Annotated in this window: 22 protein-coding genes and 2 tRNA genes; 22 read left to right on the top strand and 2 right to left on the bottom strand. The window is 59.4% G+C overall.

Features of this window, described 5'->3' with window-relative positions:
• From HMPREF9163_RS12665 to HMPREF9163_RS06060, 17 genes are all read left to right on the top strand, one after another.
• Positions 1-110 (top strand): sigma factor-like helix-turn-helix DNA-binding protein (locus HMPREF9163_RS12665; RefSeq protein ID WP_009440822.1); only part of this gene is annotated, 110 nt, incomplete at its 5' end.
• Positions 111-152: 42 nt separating this feature from the next.
• Positions 153-1,271, top strand: coding sequence for an RNA polymerase sigma factor RpoD (rpoD, locus tag HMPREF9163_RS05985; protein ID WP_009440823.1), 1,119 nt, complete (start codon positions 153-155; stop codon positions 1,269-1,271).
• Between the two features lie 338 nt (positions 1,272-1,609).
• Positions 1,610-1,685 (top strand) — tRNA-Asn (locus HMPREF9163_RS05990).
• A 67-nt stretch (positions 1,686-1,752) separates the two neighbouring features.
• Positions 1,753-2,442 (top strand): class I SAM-dependent methyltransferase, encoded by a 690-nt coding sequence (locus tag HMPREF9163_RS05995; protein ID WP_009440824.1) that lies wholly within the window; start codon positions 1,753-1,755, stop codon positions 2,440-2,442.
• An 11-nt stretch (positions 2,443-2,453) separates the two neighbouring features.
• A complete protein-coding gene (locus HMPREF9163_RS06000; protein ID WP_009440825.1) occupies positions 2,454-3,263 on the top strand; it encodes a Nif3-like dinuclear metal center hexameric protein in 810 nt (269 codons plus the stop codon).
• Positions 3,264-3,294: 31 nt separating this feature from the next.
• Positions 3,295-5,094 (top strand): translation elongation factor 4, encoded by a 1,800-nt coding sequence (gene lepA, locus HMPREF9163_RS06005; protein WP_009440826.1) that lies wholly within the window; start codon positions 3,295-3,297, stop codon positions 5,092-5,094.
• Positions 5,087-6,238, top strand: a complete 1,152-nt coding sequence (gene hemW, locus HMPREF9163_RS06010) for a radical SAM family heme chaperone HemW (protein WP_009440827.1) — start codon at positions 5,087-5,089, stop codon at positions 6,236-6,238. Before lepA ends, hemW begins: the two co-directional genes overlap by 8 nt.
• 71 nt (positions 6,239-6,309) lie before the next feature.
• Positions 6,310-6,609 carry a hypothetical protein gene (locus HMPREF9163_RS06015; protein ID WP_009440828.1) on the top strand — a complete coding sequence of 100 codons (300 nt, stop codon included), beginning with the start codon at positions 6,310-6,312 and terminating at the stop codon, positions 6,607-6,609.
• A gap of 175 nt (positions 6,610-6,784) precedes the next feature.
• The gene (locus tag HMPREF9163_RS06020) at positions 6,785-7,135 is read left to right on the top strand and encodes an OadG family protein (RefSeq protein ID WP_009440829.1); all 351 of its coding nucleotides are present in this window, start codon (positions 6,785-6,787) and stop codon (positions 7,133-7,135) included.
• A 17-nt stretch (positions 7,136-7,152) separates the two neighbouring features.
• Positions 7,153-8,280 carry a sodium ion-translocating decarboxylase subunit beta gene (locus HMPREF9163_RS06025; protein WP_009440830.1) on the top strand — a complete coding sequence of 376 codons (1,128 nt, stop codon included), beginning with the start codon at positions 7,153-7,155 and terminating at the stop codon, positions 8,278-8,280.
• Between the two features lie 172 nt (positions 8,281-8,452).
• Positions 8,453-9,151 (top strand): precorrin-2 C(20)-methyltransferase, encoded by a 699-nt coding sequence (cobI, locus tag HMPREF9163_RS06030; protein WP_037346282.1) that lies wholly within the window; start codon positions 8,453-8,455, stop codon positions 9,149-9,151.
• Positions 9,152-9,155: 4 nt separating this feature from the next.
• Positions 9,156-10,085: an ABC transporter substrate-binding protein gene (locus tag HMPREF9163_RS06035; RefSeq protein WP_037346413.1), complete on the top strand. Its 930-nt coding sequence runs from the start codon at positions 9,156-9,158 to the stop codon at positions 10,083-10,085.
• The gene (locus tag HMPREF9163_RS06040; protein ID WP_009440833.1) at positions 10,082-11,053 is read left to right on the top strand and encodes an iron ABC transporter permease; all 972 of its coding nucleotides are present in this window, start codon (positions 10,082-10,084) and stop codon (positions 11,051-11,053) included. The genes HMPREF9163_RS06035 and HMPREF9163_RS06040 overlap by 4 nt, the downstream gene beginning before the upstream one ends.
• Entirely contained in the window at positions 11,050-11,841 is a 792-nt protein-coding gene (locus HMPREF9163_RS06045) for an ABC transporter ATP-binding protein (RefSeq protein WP_009440834.1), read from the top strand. Before HMPREF9163_RS06040 ends, HMPREF9163_RS06045 begins: the two co-directional genes overlap by 4 nt.
• Before the next feature lie 118 nt (positions 11,842-11,959).
• Positions 11,960-12,232 (top strand): type II toxin-antitoxin system RelB/DinJ family antitoxin, encoded by a 273-nt coding sequence (locus HMPREF9163_RS06050; RefSeq protein ID WP_009440835.1) that lies wholly within the window; start codon positions 11,960-11,962, stop codon positions 12,230-12,232.
• A complete protein-coding gene (locus tag HMPREF9163_RS06055; protein WP_009440836.1) occupies positions 12,232-12,492 on the top strand; it encodes a Txe/YoeB family addiction module toxin in 261 nt (86 codons plus the stop codon). Before HMPREF9163_RS06050 ends, HMPREF9163_RS06055 begins: the two co-directional genes overlap by 1 nt.
• Before the next feature lie 270 nt (positions 12,493-12,762).
• Complete coding sequence (locus HMPREF9163_RS06060; protein WP_037346284.1) at positions 12,763-14,019, top strand: S-layer homology domain-containing protein; 1,257 nt, start codon at positions 12,763-12,765, stop codon at positions 14,017-14,019.
• 242 nt (positions 14,020-14,261) lie between these two features.
• Here the strand turns inward: HMPREF9163_RS06060 and HMPREF9163_RS06065 are convergent, their stop codons facing one another.
• Positions 14,262-14,447 carry a YjfB family protein gene (locus HMPREF9163_RS06065; RefSeq protein ID WP_009440838.1) on the bottom strand — a complete coding sequence of 62 codons (186 nt, stop codon included), beginning with the start codon at positions 14,445-14,447 and terminating at the stop codon, positions 14,262-14,264.
• Positions 14,448-14,458: 11 nt separating this feature from the next.
• A complete protein-coding gene (gene fliD / locus HMPREF9163_RS06070; RefSeq protein WP_037346285.1) occupies positions 14,459-15,286 on the bottom strand; it encodes a flagellar filament capping protein FliD in 828 nt (275 codons plus the stop codon).
• 151 nt (positions 15,287-15,437) lie between these two features.
• On the opposite strand from fliD, the gene mtaB reads away from it, so the two are divergent.
• The 5 genes from mtaB (at position 15,438) to nirJ2 (ending at position 20,108) form a co-directional block, all read left to right on the top strand.
• The gene (mtaB, locus tag HMPREF9163_RS06075) at positions 15,438-16,736 is read left to right on the top strand and encodes a tRNA (N(6)-L-threonylcarbamoyladenosine(37)-C(2))-methylthiotransferase MtaB (RefSeq protein WP_157049423.1); all 1,299 of its coding nucleotides are present in this window, start codon (positions 15,438-15,440) and stop codon (positions 16,734-16,736) included.
• Between the two features lie 54 nt (positions 16,737-16,790).
• Positions 16,791-16,868, top strand: a tRNA-Arg gene (locus tag HMPREF9163_RS06080).
• A gap of 175 nt (positions 16,869-17,043) precedes the next feature.
• The gene (locus HMPREF9163_RS06085) at positions 17,044-17,679 is read left to right on the top strand and encodes a TetR/AcrR family transcriptional regulator (protein ID WP_037346287.1); all 636 of its coding nucleotides are present in this window, start codon (positions 17,044-17,046) and stop codon (positions 17,677-17,679) included.
• 36 nt (positions 17,680-17,715) lie between these two features.
• Positions 17,716-18,906, top strand: a complete 1,191-nt coding sequence (gene nirJ1, locus HMPREF9163_RS06090; RefSeq protein ID WP_009440842.1) for a putative heme d1 biosynthesis radical SAM protein NirJ1 — start codon at positions 17,716-17,718, stop codon at positions 18,904-18,906.
• An 8-nt stretch (positions 18,907-18,914) separates the two neighbouring features.
• A complete protein-coding gene (gene nirJ2, locus HMPREF9163_RS06095; protein WP_009440843.1) occupies positions 18,915-20,108 on the top strand; it encodes a putative heme d1 biosynthesis radical SAM protein NirJ2 in 1,194 nt (397 codons plus the stop codon).
• The last annotated feature ends 155 nt before the right edge of the window (positions 20,109-20,263 follow it).

Genomic DNA, 20,263 nt, shown 5'->3' on the forward strand with positions numbered 1-20,263 from the left:
AGAGCTTCGGTGTGACGCGTGAGCGCATCCGACAGATCGAGGCGAAGGCGCTCAGGAAGCTGCGGCACCCCGTGCGGCTGCGCAAGTTGCAGGGAAACATTGATCTTTGAGGTGTGGTTTGCCTCACAAATAAACGATAGGAGGACAGCGTTATGACAGAGGGGACGGAGCAGCCAAAAGCGCCGGGCGCCGACATCATTGAACGCCTGCTTGCCAAGGGCAAGAAGAACGGCGGGACGCTGACATACGGCGAGCTCATTGACGCACTGCAAAAACAGGATATGTCCCCCGACGAAATGGACGATATGTACCAGCGCTTCAGCGACGAGGGTGTTGAGATCGTCGATGATGTGCCGGGTGCGACGGTGGAAGAACCCGTGGACGATGATCCGCCCGAGAAGGAAGAGGAGGTCGAGATCGACCTCACCGTGCCCGAGGGCATCTCGCTCGACGATCCTGTCCGCATGTACCTCAAGGAGATCGGTCATGTGCCGCTCCTGACGGCGGAGGAGGAGGTCGAGCTCGCACAGCGCATGGAGGCGGGTGACGAGAACGCACGCCATCGACTCGAGGAGGCAAATCTGCGCCTCGTTGTGAGCATCGCCAAACGCTACGTCGGACGCGGCATGCTCTTTCTCGACCTCATACAGGAGGGCAACCTTGGTCTTCTCAAGGCGGTCGAGAAATTCGACTACAGCAAGGGCTACAAGTTCAGTACGTACGCAACGTGGTGGATTCGGCAGGCGATTACGCGTGCGATTGCCGATCAGGCACGCACGATCCGCATCCCCGTGCACATGGTCGAGACGATCAACAAGCTCATCCGCATCTCGCGTCAGCTGCTGCAGGAACTTGGACGTGACCCGCGCCCCGAGGAGATTGCAAAGGAGATGGGCATCAGTGTCGCACGCGTCCATGAGATCATGAAGATCGCGCAGGAGCCTGTGTCGCTTGAGACGCCGATCGGCGAGGAGGAGGACTCCCACCTCGGCGACTTTATCGAGGACGAGGCTGCGCCCGCACCCGCAGAGGCTGCGTCGTTCATGCTCCTGCGCGAGCAGCTCGAGGAGGTCTTGGAGACGCTGACCGACCGCGAGAAGAACGTCCTGCGTCTGCGCTTCGGGCTTGAGGATGGGCGTTCGCGTACCCTCGAGGAGGTCGGGCAGAGCTTCGGTGTGACGCGCGAGCGCATCCGCCAGATCGAGGCAAAGGCACTGCGCAAACTGCGCCACCCAAGCCGCAGCAAGGTGCTGCGTGACTTCTTGGAGTAGTTGACGAAGTGGGCTGAATATCGTATAATAAGCATACAAAAAGGGCACTGTCGGTAAAACGGCCAGCCCCTACTTGACGAAAGAACCCCGCCGAAGTTTTCCGGACTGTGCGGCGGGGCTTCTTATTCCTTAATTGTGACGAGGATCAACAGGGTTACGAGAAGTAACGCAAGCAAATCGTAAAACGTCATAGGATCGCCCCCTCTCAGGAGCTAAGAATCGACCGCCTACCGTTGACAGTGCTTATTTTGATTCTAACACATATGTTTTGCCCGCGCAACCAACATTTTTCTTGACAGGACGGCGTGTAGCCTTTATAATACGCATGTCTGACACATTCCTCGATAGCTCAGTCGGTAGAGCGTCTGACTGTTAATCAGAATGTCACTGGTTCGAGTCCAGTTCGAGGAGCCATTTGAAACAATAGGAGTGTAACGCAGCAGTTACACTCCTTTCTTATGTCTGTGGAAAGGAGGATCTCATGCAGCTCGATGCGCGTCTCGCGGCGATTGCCGCATTCGTCCCGCACGGAACAGTGCTCGCGGACATCGGCGGCGACCACGCCTATCTCGCCGCGACCCTCGTCATGAAGGGCATTGCGCAACGCGCCGTTGTCGGCGACCTCAGTGCGGGGGCGTGTGCGGCGGCACGGCGTACCGTGGGAACGCAGCGACTCACACGCGAGATCGACGTGCGGCAGGGCGATGGGCTGTCCGTCCTCGCGCCTGGCGAGGCGGAGTCCATCGTCATCGCGGGCATGGGCGGTGCGCTCATCACAGAGATTCTCTCGGGCGCGCCCGATGTGCTCGCACGCGTGCAGACCCTGGTCCTCCAGCCCATGAACGGCGCGGCAAAGCTGCGCCGCTGGCTCTGCGAAAACGGCTGGAACATCGTGGACGAAACACTTGTGCGTGCAAACGGTCGCCTCTACGAGATCATCCGCGCCGAGCGCGGTGCATGCGAGATGCCCGACGATGTACTCCTTCATATCGGCGCAAAACTTTACGAAAAGCGCGACCCTCTCCTGCATGAGCATATTGAAGGAAAGATTGCAAAGCTCACTCGTGCCGTCGAGGGCATGAATGCCAGCGCAGCAGCGCGGCAGAGCACGGAGTATCGTGAAACGGTATCGAGATTAGCAGCACTGCGAACACTGCTGATGTTACTTTGAGAGGAGCCCCCATGCTCAGCTGTCAGCTCATCATGAACGCGCTCGAGCGCATCGCACCGCGCCGCCTCGCCGAGGACTGGGACAACCCCGGACTCCTCGTCGGCAGCTACGCGCAGAAGGTCGGACGCGTCCTTGTCGCGCTCGATGTCGATGACCGCGTCACCGAGGAAGCCATTGCGCGCGGGGCGGACATGATCGTCGCGCACCATCCCGCGATCTTTCGCGGCATGAAGCAGCTGCGCACCGACCTCCCTCTCGGGAAGCGCCTCGCCGCCCTCCTCACACACGGCATCGCCGTCGCGGCGGCGCATACGAACCTCGACGTGACGCGCGGCGGCGTCAACGACGTGCTTGCCGCGCATCTCGGACTCGAGAAACTCTCCTCCTTCGTCATTACGAGTCAGGAGGAGGGCGTGACTGAGAGCCTTGGTCGCATGGGCGTGCTCCCCGCACCCTTGGCGATTGAGGACTTCGCACGCACGGTGAAGGAGCGCCTCGGCGTCAGCCACGTCCGTCTCGCCGCCGTAGCGGCGCGCCCCGTGCGTCGCGTTGCGGTTTGCGGCGGCGCGGGTGCGGATTTCATCGACGATGCCGTGCGGCGCGGCGCGGATGTCTACGTCACGGGCGATGTGAAGTACCACGACGCGCAGCGCGCCGTGGAGCAGGGCATGCACATCATCGACGCGGGGCACTTCGGCACGGAGGTACCCGTCCTGCCTGTCCTCGCCGAACAATTACGCACGGAGCTTTCGTCCGAACGCGGAGAGATTGAGATTTTCGTCACAAACACGCAGCATGATGTGTTCGATGTAATAATATAGAAGAAAATATGAAAGGGGAAGGGGAGACACAATGGATCAGAAGCATATCCGCAATTTTTCCATCATCGCCCACATCGACCACGGCAAATCCACCATCGCCGACCGCCTCATCGAGTACACGGGCACACTCAGCGAGCGCGAGATGGAGGCGCAGGTGCTCGACAGCATGGATCTCGAGCGCGAGCGCGGCATCACGATCAAGGCACAGACCGTGCGCCTCGACTACCGCGGCGAGGACGGCGAACTGTACGAGCTGAACCTCATCGACACGCCGGGGCACGTCGACTTCAACTACGAGGTCTCGCGCAGCCTTGCCGCATGCGAGGGCGCGCTCCTCGTCGTGGATGCGGCGCAGGGGGTGGAGGCACAGACGCTCGCGAACGTCTACCTTGCGCTTGAACACGACCTCGAGATCGTCCCCGTCATCAACAAGATCGACCTGCCGAGCGCGGAGCCTGACCGCGTGAAGCATGAAATCGAGGATACCATCGGTCTCGACACGAGCGCCGCCGTCCTCGCCTCGGCAAAGACGGGACTCGGCATCAAGGAAGTACTCGACGCTGTTGTTGCCTATATCCCGCCTCCCGAGGGCGACCCCGAGGCGCCGCTGCGCGCGCTGATCTTCGACTCCTACTTTGACCCGTACAAGGGCGTCATCGCAAATGTGCGCGTCAAGGAGGGAACGATCAAAAAGGGCATGAAGCTGAAACTCATGGCGACGGGCAAGACCTTCGATGTGACGGATGTCGGCTGCTTCCGCCCGCAGCCCGTCGATACGGGCGAACTCGGCACGGGCGAGGTCGGCTTCATCGCGGGCGCGCTGAAGGATGTGCGCGATGTGCGCGTCGGTGACACCGTGACGGGCGCGGAGAGACCCGCTGCCGAGGCATTGCCCGGCTATCGCGGCGTCACGCCGATGGTCTTCTGTGGACTCTACCCCGAGGACAGCAAGGACTACGACAACCTGCGCGAGGCGCTCGAAAAGCTCCAGCTCAACGACGCCGCGCTCGTCTTCGAGCCGGAGACCTCCATTGCGCTCGGCTTCGGTTTCCGCTGCGGCTTCCTCGGACTCCTCCACATGGACGTGATCCAGGAGCGTCTTGAGCGCGAGTACAACCTCGGGCTCATTATGACGGCGCCCTCCGTTGTCTACCACGTCTACCGCACGGACGGCACAATGCGTGAGGTCAGCAACCCCGCCGACCTGCCGCCGACGACCGAGATCGACCACATCGAGGAGCCGTGTGTCAAGGCGACCGTCATCGTCCCGAAGGACTACGTCGGCGCGGTCATGGAGATCTCGCAGGAAAAGCGCGGTGTCTTCCAGACGATGGACTACCTCGACGCAACGCGCGTCATGGTCATCTACCACATCCCGCTGAACGAAATCCTCTACGACTACTTCGACCGTCTGAAATCCGCGACGCGCGGCTACGCGTCCCTTGACTACGAGCTGATTGACTACCAGACCTCGAATCTCGTGAAGCTCGACATCCTCCTCAACGGCGATCCCGTGGATGCGCTCTCGACCATCGTCCACCGCGATCGCGCCGTTGCGCGCGGCCGTCAGCTTGCCGTGAAGCTCAAGGGCATCATCCCTCAGCAGATGTTTGAGATCCCAATCCAGGCGGCGATCGGCAGCAAGATCATTGCGCGCGAGAACGTGCGCGCGCGCCGCAAGGACGTGCTCGCGAAATGCTACGGCGGCGACATCACGCGCAAGCGCAAGCTGCTCGAAAAGCAGAAGGAGGGCAAGAAGCGCATGAAGGCGGTCGGCAGCGTCGAATTGCCCCAGGAGGCGTTTATGGCGGTTCTCAAGATCGATGAGTAAGACTTGGGGGCTCTATGCCCACATCCCTTATTGCGTGAAAAAATGTGCATACTGCGACTTCGTCTCTGCCGCAAATGCAGCTGCGGCGGAGATGCAGGACTATGCGGCGGCGCTGCGGGCGGAGATTCTGCGCGAGGCGCCGCCGCTTCGCGCGCTCTGGGGCGATGTCACGACCGTCTACCTCGGCGGCGGTACGCCGACCGCGCTGCCTGCCGTGCTTCTCACGCAGATCCTCGACACCATCCATGAGGCGGCAGGGGAGCCTCTTGAATGCACGGTGGAGGTGAACCCGGGCACGGTGGACGAGGAACATCTCGTGCAGCTCAGAGCGGCGGGCGCGAACCGCCTCAGCCTCGGCGTACAGAGTTTCGATGATCGACTGCTACGCGTCATCGGGCGCGTCCACACGGCGGAGGAGGCGCGCGCGGCAGTCCGCGCGGCACGCGCGGCGGGTTTCGATAATCTCAGCCTCGACCTCATGTATGCGCTGCCAACGCAGACTCTTGCTGATCTCAAGCAGAGTGTCAACGAAGCACTCGCTCTCGCGCCTGAACATATCTCTGTCTATGGTCTCATCGTCGAGGAGGGCACACCATTTGCCGCTGCAGAGGCGGCGGGACGGCTCGCGCTCCCCGATGAGGATGCGGCGGAGGAGATGTACGACTATCTGATGGCGGAGCTGCCCGCGCGCGGTTACCGCCGCTACGAGATCTCGAACTTTGCGCGCGCGGGCTATGAGAGCCGGCACAATCTTGGCTATTGGAGGAACATCCCCTATCTCGGCGTCGGTGCGGCGGCGCACGGCTATGTGGACGGCGTACGCTGGGGCAATGAGACGGATGCGCGTCGTTACATCCGCGCCATCCGTGCGGGCGCGTCTGTCCGCACGCCCGAGGACGCGGAGCGCACAGCGGTGAACGCGATGGAGGAGTATGCCTTCCTCGCCCTGCGCACAGCGGAGGGAATTGATGAGGCGGATTTTCACCGCACATTTGGCGTGAGCATTGATGCCGTTTATAGCACTGTGATTGCGCGGCAAATAGAGCGCAACCTGCTGTGCCGCGCGCAGGGGCATATCGCCCTTACGGCGGCAGGTATGAAGCTGGGCAACGAAGTCTTTGCCGCATTTTTACACGACGAATGATTCCATTAGATATAAATTTGTGCTATGATAGGTATTGTTTCACGTTGTTATCATCCGAAAGGAGAAAATCTATGAAAACATTGACCATGATCGAGATGGCGGGCTGCCCTTACTGCGCGAACGCCCACCGCGCGATGGACGCGCTGCGCGCCGAGGGCGGCTCGTATGCGGATGTGACAGTCGATTTCATCGACGAGAACCGCGAACCCGAGAAGACGCAGCCGTTTGCAGGACAGTACTACTACGTGCCGAGCATCTTCATGGATGGTGAGAAGCTCTACGAGGCACAGCCGGGGCATAGCTACGACAAGATCTATGCCGAGGTAAAGCATGCGTTCGATGCAGTGCGTGAGAAAACGCACAATTCATGAAAAATATGACAAAGTTGCATGAGAAAAACGAAAATAAAACTTGTAAAATTATCTGAAATCCAGCATAATAACGAATGTGCTATTTTCACAATATACATAAAGATCCTCGCGGATGCGATCGTGTACGGGTAGCGCGGCGGCGTTCACGAGGGGAAAAACAAGATGAGGTGAGTTTATGCATCAACCCGTTACTGACAATCCATTTGTCATCATGTTCATCAACATGGTCATTGTCTTCGCTGTTCTGACAGTGATCTGGGGGCTCATCGAGCTGACCCACAGACTTGACCCGACGAAGAAGAAGGAAGAGCCGCCTGCGGCGGTGCCTGCCGCTCCTGTGCCCCCCCCCGCAGCACCCGCTGCGCCTGCTGTTCCGGCGGGGCTGTCCATGGAGACCGTTGCCGTCATCGCAGCAGCCGTCACCGCCTGTGGCTACAGCGTGGAGCAGATTCATGCGATTCGTCCGGCAGAGCAGCCCGTGTGGCGCAACTTCGGCCGTACGCAGGGAATGCGCACCGCGCGCTGAGGAGGGAGTGAGATACTATGGATTTTATCAATGCATTTACCGTCTCCCTGCAGGCCGTCGTCGATGGCAGCGGATTCGTGGGAATGACCGGCGGCAACGTCATCATGATCGCGGTCGGACTCATCCTGCTCTATCTCGCCTTTGCACGCGACTTTGAGCCGCTGCTCCTGAGCCCGATTGCATTCGGTTGTATCCTTGCGAATATCCCGTTCAACGGCTTTGAGGAGCCGGGCGTCATGTCCGCGATCGGCATGGGTATCAAATACGAGATCTTCCCGCCGCTCATCTTCCTCGGCGTCGGTGCGATGACGGACTTCGGCCCGCTGATTGCACGTCCCTCGAGCCTTCTCATGGGCGCTGCGGCACAGTTCGGCGTCTTTGTTGCTCTCCTCGGTGCGATGTGGTTTGGCTTCACGGCACAGGAGGCAGGCTCCATCGGCATCATCGGCGGTGCGGACGGCCCGACCTCGATCTACCTCGCAACGAAGATGGCACCCCACCTCCTCGGCGCAATTGCGGTCGCGGCATACACCTACATGGCGCTTGTGCCGCTCATCCAGCCGCCCGTCATGAAGCTCCTCACCTCGAAGAAAGAGCGTGAGGTCGTCATGGAGCAGGCACGCGATGTTACGAAATTCGAGCGCATCGCATTTCCGATTGTCTCGACCATCTTCATCAGTCTGCTGCTCCCCTCCATCACGGCACTGCTTGGCATGCTGATGCTCGGCAACCTCTTCCGTGAGAGCGGCGTGACGGATCGTCTCTCCGATACGGCGCAGAACGCGCTCATCAATACGGTCACGATCTTCCTCGCACTCGGCACGGGTCTCACGATGAGTGCAGAGAACTTCCTCGTTGCTGAGACCATCCTCATCATCTTCCTTGGTTTTGTCGCCTTCATCTTTGGTACGGCGGCAGGCGTTGTCCTCGGCAAGATCATGTGCCGTGCGACAGGGTGGAAAGTCAACCCGCTCATTGGCTCGGCGGGCGTCTCCGCAGTTCCGATGGCGGCGCGTGTCAGCCAGATCGTCGGCATCAAGGCAAAGCCGGGCAACTACCTCCTCATGCACGCCATGGGGCCGAACGTCGCCGGTGTTATCGGCACGGCGGTTGCGGCAGGTACAATGCTTGCAATGCTGATGTAACCCCGTTTCCTCCTATAAAGATTTCGGAGGCAGGATAGCTCCCTGTCTCATATACCCCTAGCATTTGACAAAATCCTCCTTCATATGTACTATGAGGGAGGATTTTTCGTTCGCGCTGTTCTTCCACCTGCGCGAAAACATGTCAATATTTTTACAACGGAAGGAAGATACTATGCGCGGAACATTCTACGGCATCGGCGTTGGCCCCGGCGACCCCGAGCTGCTCACCGTCAAGGCAATCAAGGCGATCGAGGCGGCGGACGTCCTCATCGCCCCCAAGACCGAGAAGAAGGAGGGCAGCGTCGCCCTCGAGATCGCACGACCCTACCTCAAGGATGACATCGAGATCGTCTACCAAGTCTTCCCGATGGTCAAGGACTTTGCAGAGGACACGGGCGCATGGGATGCAAACAAGGCGGAGATCCTCGCGCTGCTGAACGCGGGCAAGAACGTCGCCTTTCTCACCCTTGGCGACCCCATGTTTTACAGCACCTACATCTATGTTTTCCGCCTCCTCGAGCATGAGGACGTGGACATCGTAACGATCCCCGGCATCCCCGCCTTTGCCGCGATCGGCAGCCGCGTCGGCAGACCGATTGTCGAGGGCAACGACATCCTCGCCATCATCCCCGGCACGGCAGACAAGAAGCACCTCGAGGAGGTCATGGCGGTCGCAAGCAGCGCTGTCGTCATGAAGGTCTACCACAACTCCGCAGAGATCATCGACCTCCTGCGCCGCAACAATATGACGAAGAAGGCGGTGCTGGTCAGCCGCGTTGGACTCGACGACGAGCGCATCATTCACGACCTCGAGGCGCACGCCGACGAGAAGTTGAACTACCTCTCGACCATTCTCACGCGGAGGAGCTGACATGATGACGAAAACATGGACAGCCACCCTTCTCACGGCACTCACACTCGCTCTTACGGCATGCGGCGCGCCCGCTACGCAGGAGAGCACGTCAGGCACCTATGCCACAATTACGGACGACAACGGGCGCACGGTCAATTTTGACAAGAAGCCCGAGCGCATCGTCGTCACCTCCGCCTCCTTCCTCGAGCCACTCTACGCCGTCGGCGGCGAGGTCGTCGGCAGACCTGACTCCAAGTCGAAGATCCCCGATGCGGCGAAGAACGTCACGAGTATCGGTCGCGTCTACCAGATCGACGCGGAGAAGGTGCTCTCCCTCACGCCCGACCTCGTCATCCTCAACAAGGGCATGAACGAAAAGCTCGTCGAGACACTTGCGGCGAACAACGTCAACACCCTCGTCCTCGACATGAAGACCTACGATGACGTGAAGCGCGAGATCGGCATCTTTGCTGCGCTCACGGGCGAGAAGGCAAAGGGAGAGGAACTCACATCGAAGATGGATTCGGACATCGCCGCCGTGCGCGCCTCGATTCCCTCGGACAAGAAGCGCATTGCGATCATCCACAGCACGGGGCAGGGACTCTCCGTCCAGCTCGACGGCAGCATTGCAGGCTCGATTGCAAACATGCTCGGCTGGGAGAACACGGCGAGCGGCATGACCGCGCTCGACAAGAACCCCGACGCTGCGCCCTACAGCATGGAGACGCTCGTTGCGCAGAACCCTGACATCATCTTCGTCACGAGCATGGGCGAGGAGTCGGAGATTCGCGCTTCGATGGAGGCGATGTTCGCGGAGAGCCCCGCATGGCAGAGCGTCAGCGCCATCCGTGACGGCAAGGTTTACTACCTGCCGCAGGAGATGTTCCTCTTCAGCCCCGGCATCGAGTACCCTGAGGCGGTCAAATATATGGCGAGGCTCGTCTATCCATGAAAAAGCGGATAGTCCTGCTCGTCTTCTTTGCCGTACTCGCGGCATTCTCAATGATGATCTCGGCGGCAAAGGGCTCGGTTGACATCCCGCTCGCGGAGATCATCGGCATCCTCGGCGGTGCGCAGGACACGGCGCACGCGCAGATCCTCTGGAACATCCGTCTGCCGCGCACCATCGTTGCCGCCCTCGTTGGGATCAACCTCTCCCTATCGGGCGCGATCCTGCAGGCGATCCTGCGCAACCCGCTCGCCGACCCGCATATCATCGGCATCTCGTCGGGCGCGGGGCTTGCGGGCATCTTCATCATGCTGATGCTGCCGGGCGCGGCGTGGCTCATCACCCCCGCAGCGTTCGGCGGGGCGATGCTCGCCGCGCTGCTCATCTACATCCTCGCGTGGCGCGATGGCATCCGCCCGACGCGCATCATCCTCGCGGGCGTTGCCGTCTCGGCATTCCTCGGCGCGGGCATCTCCGCAATGATGATCCTCTACAGTGACCGCGTGCACAGCGCGCTGATGTGGATGGTCGGCGGACTCTCCGCGCGCAGCTGGCCGCATGTCGATCTGCTGCTGCCCTATACGATTGTTGCGGGACTCCTCGCACTCATGGCGGCACAGCGGCTCAACATTCTCCAGCTTGGCGACGATATGGCACGTGGCATCGGGCTTGCCGTCGAGCGCACGCGCATCATGCTCACGGCGGTTGCCGCGCTCCTCGCCGCGAGCGCTGTCTCCGTCGTGGGGCTGCTCGGCTTTGTCGGGCTCATCGTCCCGCACGCAGCACGCCTCATGATCGGGGCAGACTACCGCTTCCTCCTGCCGGCGGCGGCGCTTCTCGGCATCGCCGTCGTCACGCTCAGTGACACGGCGGCACGGCTGCTCTTTGCACCGCTCGAACTGCCCGTCGGCATCATCATGGCGGTCGTCGGTGCGCCATTCTTCCTCTATCTCCTCAGGAGGCAGCTATGAGTGCCGGGATGAGCACCCGCAATCTGTGCGTGAAGATTGCGGGCAAGGAAATTCTCCACGGGCTGAATGTAGATATCGCCGCAGGGCGGCGCACAGCCATCATCGGTCCGAACGGCGCGGGCAAGACCACCCTCCTGCGCGCACTTGCGGGGCTGAACCGCCGCTACACGGGCGCGATCATGCTCGATGGGCGCGAGCTTGGCAGCTACGCGGAAAAGGAGCTCGCACGCGTGCGCGCCATCCTGCCGCAGGAGCGTGCAGCGGCGCAGGGGCTCACGGTAGAGCAGCTCGTTACGTATGGACGCTTTGCCCACGCAGGGCTCTTTCAGACGCATGCGGACGCGGAGGATCGCGAGGCAATCGCGTGGGCGATGGAGACCGCGCACGTCTCCGCCTTTGCAGAGCGCGAGGTACACACCCTCTCGGGCGGCGAGCGGCAGCGCGTCTTTCTCGCAATGGCGCTCAGTCAGCGCCCGCGCCTCCTCCTGCTCGACGAGCCGACCACCTATCTCGACGTCGCGCATCAGCTGCGCGTCATGGAGATCATCTCCGCACTCAACCGCGTGCACGGCATGACCATCCTCATGGTGCTGCACGACATGGCGCACGCCATGCAGTACGCCGACGACATCGTTCTCGTAGAGGCGGGGCGCGTCGTCGCAACGGGCACGCCCACCGAGGTGCTCACCGAGGAGCGCATCGCCGCCGTATTCGGGGTAGAGGTCGAAATCTTCACGAACAGTCGCGGCATCCGTGTGCCGTCTCCTGTGGCACTTGTGGGGGAATAGATCATTGTTTGAACGGGTGTAGGATAACCTGCATCCGTTCTTTTTTGCACCAAAATAAATTGACAACGCACAAAAAAATTCATACAATGTAGACAAACAGACAAAAGGAGGTGACATCATGGCACAGGCAAGTGTGAGCATTCGGATGGATGCAGACCTCAAGCGGCAGTTCGACGAATTCTGCTCCGAGATCGGGATGACGATGACGACAGCGTTCTGCGTTTTTGCAAAGACGGCAGTGCGCGAGCGTAAGATCCCGTTCGAGATCTCGGCAGAGCGCAGCGATCCGTTTTATTCGGAGAGCAACATACGTTATCTGGAAGCCTTAAAGCGAGATATTGAGGCGGGAAATGCGCATTTCGCCAAACATGAACTGATTGAGGTGGTTTGATGGAGCTGCTTTGGGAAGACCGTGCATGGGAAGAATATCTGTACTGGCAGACGCAGGACAGGAAGACCTTGAAGCGCATCAATGCCATTGTGCGTGATATTCAGAGAAATCCGTCGGATGGCATAGGCAAGGCAGAGCCGCTTCGAGGGAATCTCAGCGGATGGTGGAGCAGACGCATTGACGATGCGAACCGTGTTGTCTACTATGAACAAAACGGGATTATTCACATTGCCTCCTGCCGTGGGCATTACGAAAAGTAATACCGCTAGGAAAACGCTGATAAAATAGAAACGCCCCATGTATGGAGTGAATTGGGCTCTTTGCGCTCAGATGAGCAAACATAAACTCAAAATTATAACCTGCTATAAATTTTTTCGACAATAGGTCTTGCAATTTATTCCCGCACGTGCTATGATGAAATCGTTCCAAGGGAAGAGAATGAATCGCGAAAAGGAAACATGGACACTTCAGCGACATCTCACTCCTTTGGAAATCAGATGTTTTCTGTTTTACAGAAGGAGGAGTTTCTCATGAAGAAGACTCTCGTATCCGCACTCGCAACGGCTCTCGTTGTCGGTGCAGCAAGCACGACGTTCGCTGCGGCGAACCCGTTCTCCGATGTGCCCCGTGATCACTGGGCATACGATGCTGTGACCCAGCTCGCCGCTGATGGCGTTGTTGAGGGCTACGGCGACGGTACCTATCGTGGTGACCGCAACATCACGCGTTATGAGATGGCGCAGATGGTTGCGAAGGCAATGGCAAAGGGCGATATGTCCGCTTCGGATCGTGCGCTCGTTGACCGCCTCGCAGCTGAGTTCGCTGATGAGCTGAACAACCTCGGCGTCCGCGTCACGAAGCTCGAGCGCAACGCTGACATGGTGAAGTGGAATGGCAAGCTCGAGTACACCTATACGAGCACCCGCTATGAGAATCAGGATCGCTCGAATAAGGACAACCTCCTGTTCCGTCTCGAGCCGAGCGCAGAGGTTAACAACCACTGGCATGTCAATGCTCGTCTCGATGCAGCAACCCAGATGAACAAGGATGCTGCCAATGGTGACGAAGATAAGGTCACACTCAAGCGCGCATGGGCACAGGGCGACTACGGCGACTTCACGGTGAAGCTCGGTAAGATGGAGCTCGTTTCCGCTGAGGGGCAGTATCAGGCTCCTGGCTCCCTTGTATTCGACACGGATTTCTCTGGTGCAGAGGCTTCTTTCGGCAAGGATCTGCAGGTCAAGGTTCAGGCTGGTCGTCTAAATATCAATGATGACAATGGTCACAAAATTGATACGGCGAACTATCAGGGCGTTGAGCTCCAGTACGAGAAGGGTAGCCTGACGGCTGGCGCTGGGTACTATCGTGCAACGGCAGATGTGTTCACGAGCGTGACAAAGAACGGCAAGGACAAGATGAACATCTGGGCGCTGAATGGTGCCTACCGGTTCGACAAGAATGTCGCTCTGACGGGAGCCTATGCATACAACAACGATCTCGAGGATCTTAAGAAGTCCGGTCAGGTTTCGCTCGAGTACAAGGGTGCAGATGCTGCGGACAAGGGGTCGTGGGGTGCATATCTCTCCTATCGTCACCTCGGTGGCGCATCGGCTTCCCCGACGGATGATGGCGCACTCTATGGAACGAAGGGCATTGAGCTCGGCACGAACTACACGATCTGGAACAACGTCGTTCTTTCCGCAAAGTACTTCAAGGGCAAGACCATCGAGAAGCAGGATGACGATAAGGTTCAGAAGCTCTTCGGCCGCGTTGAGTTCCTGTTCTAAGAAATTCACGTCACACACTGCGGCACACGCCGCATAGTAAAATCCCCCTCCATACGGAGGGGGATTTTTGTGTGATAAATTGTTCTCAACTCCTTATTTTCTTAAGTAGATCACTTGGCGTAAGTGTTGGGATGCCAAATCCGTAGCACCTTATTTGTATGAAAATCTGCTGTTGTAACAAACATATAGATTCTACTTAAAAAGCCCGCCGCACGAGTTCCATGCGGCGGGCTTTTCCATATTCACGCGTACATATCGACGCTGTTTCCGAGATTCGGGTCAAGGCTTGCGGTGGTCTCCTCGATGAGGTCGAGGGCTTCTTTGCCGGAGTCCATGGCGAGCTTTGCGACGGCGATGCCGACGCTCTGCTGTGCCTGTGCCTGGTGCATACCGACCGACATCTGTGCAATATCCATTGTAAGATCCATTTCTTTTCTCCTTAGACATAGATGCTGAAGAGGTTCAGCATGTTCGAGTAGCGCGACATGGTGGGCAGTGAGCGTCCATTCAGCATGTTCGATGCGTAGTTCAGCTGGCTGCCGATCGCCTGCTCCATCGATGGGATGGCGCGGCTGCGTGAGAGTTGCGCGTACTGCGCGTGACGGTCGGCGCGGCCTGCGAGTCCACCCTTGCCGAGGATTGCCTCAGACTGCGCAGGCGAACTGGTAAGCGCGTTTGCGAGGCGGCTCTCATTGACCTTCATCTTACCTGTAGCGGCATCGACAGTGATGCCCATCTTGGCGTAGGAGTCTGCCTTGTACGTGGTGTCGGAGAACTCTGACGCGAGCTGGCGGACACCCTTGCCGAGGCTCTTGTTGTCGCGCAGGAAGTCCGTAGCCTCGTTGTACTCGCTCACGAGATCCTTGACGTTGCCGATTGCGGTCTTGAGGCGGTCACTGTAGCTCCTCGAGCCGTCGGCATTCGTCGTGATGTCGGATTTGTCGAGTTGGTAGTCCATCCCGCCGACCTTGCCCGCTGCCTTCCGGAGATCCTTCATGTTCGAGTCGTATTCGGCGTAGAACTTCGAGCTGGTCTCTGCGTAGGTCTTGCGAAGGCTTGCCGCCTGATTCGCGATGTCCATAATGGAGCGAAGCTCCTGTGCGCTCGACTCTCTGCCACGATACTGTGCGGAGTAGAGACTCGAACTGCTTCTTTTGCGTGTCTGATCGCCGAAGAGTGCCGCTGTTGCGTCCGTGCGCGAATTGTTCGCGTAGAGCGAGCTGTAGATGCTGCGCGCTGCGCCGGTCATCTGTGTAATGGTCGCCATGTATGTTCCCCCTTCCATGGTCATGGCGTTCTTGCTATGGGTATAATTGCCTATGTATATTATATCGTATTTTGCGGAAATGTCATTAGTTTCGAGAGAAAAATTTGATAAGCTGTGATACAATAGGAAAATGTTTGGAAGGAGGTGCGGCTTGAGGGCTGCATTTATGACGCTCGGCTGCAAGGTGAATCAGTTCGAGACGGAGACGATGGAGGGGCTGTTCCGCGCGCGTGGCTATGAGGTCGTGCCGTTCGAGGAGCGAGCGGAGGTCTATGTCATCAATACGTGTTCGGTGACGCATCTGAGCGACCGCAAGTCGCGCCAGCTGATCCGCCGTGCGGCGCGCACAAATCCATCTGCGTGCATTGCGGTGACGGGCTGCTATGCGCAGGTTGCACCCGAGGAGATCCGCGCGCTGGAGGGCGTGCGCGTTGTGATCGGGACGAAGGAGCGCGCGCGCATCGTGGACTATGTGGAGGAGGCACTGCGCGCGGATACAGGTGCGATCGGCACGATCACGGACATCATGCAGGCGCGCGTCTTCGAGGATATCCCGCTGCACTCCCTGCCGCACCGCACGCGTGCGTTTTTGAAGATTGAGGACGGCTGTCAGAATTTCTGCACGTTCTGCATCATTCCCTATGCGCGCGGCCCCGTGAAGTCGCGCGAGCTCTCGGCGGTGGCACGCGAGATGAAGCTGTTGACGGAGGCGGGCTTTCATGAGGTGGTGCTGACAGGGATTCACCTCGGCGCATACGGGATTGATCTCAGAGATCGTCCGACGCTTGCGGATGCGTGCCGCACGGCGCTCGCCGAGGAGGATCTGCGGCGTCTGCGTCTCGGCTCGCTCGAGTCGGTGGAACTGTCGGCGGAGCTCCTCGAACTGATGCGGACAGAGCCGCGTTTCGCGGCGCATCTGCATCTGCCGCTGCAGGCGGGGAGTGATAACGTGCTGCGCGCGATGAACCGTCACTACGATACGGCGGCGTTTGCCACGCTGCTCGAAGATGTGCGGCGGGCGGTGCCGGGGGTGGCGATCTCGACGGACATCATTGTGGGCTTTCCGGGCGAGACAGAGGAGGATTTTGCGGCGGGGCTGGACTTCGTGCGCGCAATGGGCTTTGCGCGGATGCACGTCTTCCCGTACTCGCCGCGCAAGGGGACGCCTGCGGCGCGGCGGAGCGATCAGGTGCTACCGATGGTGCGCAAGGAGCGTGCGGCGCGGATGCAGGCGCTCGCGGATGAGTTGGCAGAGGAATATCATCGCGCAGCGCTCGGCTCGGTCGCAGATGTGCTCTTTGAGACTTCGGCGGACGGCGTGACGGACGGGCTGACGGAGACGTATATCCGCGTCTATACGGATGCGCCCGTCACGCGTGGGGAGATTGCGCCCCTACGGCTCACGCATCTCTATCGCGACGGCGTGTGGGGGGAGCCGATTGCAAAATAAATCCTTGACAGCGCTGTCCGTATCTGCTATTATAATCAAGTCGTCAAGACATGTGACTCAGTAGCTCAGCTGGATTAGAGTATTTGACTACGAATCAAAGGGTCGGGGGTTCGAATCCCTCCTGGGTCACCACTATGGACATAACGTCGACTGAGGTCGGCGTTTTTTTGTGCTTTTTTTATTCTCAATAAAGGCACTGAGAATGAAAATATGAACGGCGTTCATTTTTCTCTTTTCAAATCCATTATTTTTCGCTATAATAGTCGTGTACGACGAAAGAAAGGGTGAAGTTCTTTTGGAGGAGAAGATGGGCCGCCGAGAACGCAAGAAGCTGCAGTCGCGCCGTATGATTTTGGAGGCGGCGATCAGCGAGTTCTCGAAGAAGGGCTACAAGGACACGTCCGTTGCGGATATCATGAGCACCGCCGATCTCGGGATTGGGACGTTCTACAATTATTTCAACTCGAAGGAGGATCTGCTGTTCTCCCTGCTCGGACGCCTGAGCGAGATGATCCGCATGGCGCTCGCGGAGGCGCGTGCGGCAGAGCGTACGTCGCTCGAGCTTCTGGAGCTCGGCGCACGCGTGACGGCGAAGTTCCTCGATGAGAACCGCTTTGTGATGCCGCTCTTTCTCTCAGGTTCGCACCACGGCGGACATCCGGGCGGCGAGGGCGCGCCGCATCCGCACGCAGGCAAACCGCCGAGCAGCCGCATGACGCCGCAGATCAAACAAGTCTTCGCGGAGATTATCCGCGAGGGGCAGGAGGCGGGCGAGATCCGCGACGATGTGCCTGTCGATCTGATTGCGGAGATGTTCCACTCGCTCTATCAGGCGGCGGCGTTTAGCCACCTTGATTTGACCTATCAGGAGAATATCGCGCTCAAGACGCGCCTCCTGCTCGATGGTATCCGCAAGCGGGATGAGCAGCCCGTGTGTGGGTGATTTTGGACTTTTGTGTATTTGACTTAGGAGATCTCGATGATCAGTGTAACGAAGCTTCTTTTTATGGATGAATACTATGGCGATACGCTGCGCTACGGGCATAACGCGCATCGCATGAAGAGTGGTGCAGCGGAGGGGATGGGTCCTGTCGTGGTCTGGAACTCGACGCGCACGTGCAACCTCCGCTGCCGCCACTGCTATATGGAGTCGGACGGGCAGAAATATGACGGCGAGCTGACGACGGAGGAGGCAAAGCGGTTCATCGACGGCCTTGCCGAGTTCCGCGTGCCCGTACTGCTCTTCTCGGGCGGCGAGCCGTTGATCCGCCCCGATTTCTTTGAGCTGGCGGAGTATGCGCGTGATCTCGGCGTGCGCCCGACGCTCTCGACGAACGGGACGCTCATCACGCGCGAGGTGGCGCAGCGGATCAAGGATCTCGGCGTCGGCTACGTTGGCATCTCGCTCGACGGGCTCGCGGACGTGAACGATATGTTCCGTGGGGTCGAGGGCGCGTATCAGCGTGCGATGGAGGGCATCGAGAACTGCGTTGCCGTGGGGCAGCGTGTGGGGCTGCGGTTTACGATCAACCACCACAATATCATGGAGCTGGACAAGATCTTTGACTTTATCGAGGAGAAGGGCATTAACCGCGTCTGCTTCTACCACCTCGTCTACTCGGGACGCGGCGGCCAGATGATGGATGAGGATGTGACGGCACAGGAGTCGCGGCGTGCGATGGATACGATCATCGCGCGGACGAAGGACTTTGAGGCGCGCGGTCTGAAAAAGGAAATCCTGACGGTGGACAACCACTGCGACGGGGTCTATATGTATCTGAAGGCACTCGCGGAGGGCAACGATGCGGGGGCGGAGCAGATCCGGAAGCTGATCGGCGCGAACGGCGGCAATCGTTCGGGGATTGCGTTCGGCGAGGTCGATCATCTGGGCTATGTGCATCCCGACCAGTTCACGCAGCATCATACGTTCGGCAATGTGCGTGAGCGCAAGTTCGGCGATATTTGGCAGGATATGACGCATCCGATTCTCGCGGGGCTGAAGGACAGGAAGCCGTTGCTCAAGGGACGCTGCGCGAAATGTCAGTATCTCAGCTGGTGCAACGGGAATTTCCGTACGCGTGCCGAGGCGCGGACGGGGGACTTCTGGGAGTCCGATCCGTCCTGCTATCTGACGGATGAGGAAATCGGTCTGACGAGGGCTGCGCTGTGAGCGCCCCGATGGAGGCGGCGCACGCCGCACAGGGCACGATGGGGGCGCATCCGCACGCGGCGGGACACCCTGCGGGTGCAGGACATCCCCACGCGCATATGGGCGGTCACCCTGGCGGACATCCGCACGGCATGGGTCATCCGGGCGGGCATCCTGCGGGGATGCCGAAGGGGCATCCGAAGGGCGTTGCGGGCGGCGGGGTAAAGATCATCTCGTGGAACACGACGAACGCCTGCAATATGTACTGCGCCCACTGCTACCGCGACGCGGGCTGCCGCGCAGACGAGGAGCTCTCGACGGAGGAGGGCAAGAAGCTCCTGCGCGAGATTGCAAAGGCGGGCTTCCGCATCATGATTTTCTCGGGCGGGGAGCCGCTGACGCGCCCCGATATCCTCGAACTTGTTTCCTATGCGCGTGGGCTTGGACTCATCCCCGTGTTCGGCACGAATGGGACGCTCATTGACCTGCCGATGGCAAAGGCTCTCAAGGAAGCTGGCGCGTGCGGGATGGGCATCTCGCTGGACTCGCTCGACAAGACGAAGCACGATACGTTCCGCTCGTTCCCCGGCGGTTGGGACGGCGCGGTACGCGGGATGATGAACTGCCGCGAGGCAGGGCTGCCGTTCCAGATCCATACGACGGTAATGGATTGGAACGCGCACGAGCTTGAGGCGATGACGGACTTCGCCGTGGAGATCGGAGCGAAGGCACATCATTTCTTCTTCCTCGTACCGACGGGACGCGCGGAGACGATCGAGGAGGAATCGCTGCGTGCAGAGGCATATGAGGATGTCCTCTCGCGCATCATGCGGAAGCAGGAGACGGTGGACATCGAGCTGAAGCCGACCTGTGCGCCGCAGTTCCTACGGATCGCCGATCAGCTCGGTGTGGACACGCGCTTCTCACGCGGATGTCTGGCGGGACTTACGTACTGCATCATCAGTCCGCGTGGCAAGGTGCAGCCGTGTGCGTACCTCAACCGCGAGCTGGGGGATGTGCGCGAGACGCCGTTTGATGAGATCTGGGCGAAAAACGAGGTGTTCAAGGAGTTGCGTACGCTCGACTACGGCGGCGGCTGCGGCTCGTGCAACTACAAGAAGGCGTGCGGCGGCTGCCGTGCGCGTGCGGCGTACTACCATGGCGGCGACTTCATGGCAGAGGAACCGTGGTGCCTGTACCACGGGCGGCGCGGAGAAGCGTAATGGAATAGACGAAAGCCCCCTGACGACTGGTCAGGGGGCTTTTGTGTGGAAAGATTTACTTGCACTTCGAACAAATGAATGTATAATAGAGACAGAGAACCCTATGATAAGCTATGGCGGCTGAAGGAATCGCTGATAAAATGAAGTCCGTCAGA

The sequence above is a fragment of the Selenomonas sp. oral taxon 138 str. F0429 genome (genome assembly GCF_000318175.2).
In the GTDB taxonomy this organism is placed as follows: domain Bacteria; phylum Bacillota; class Negativicutes; order Selenomonadales; family Selenomonadaceae; genus Centipeda; species Centipeda timonae.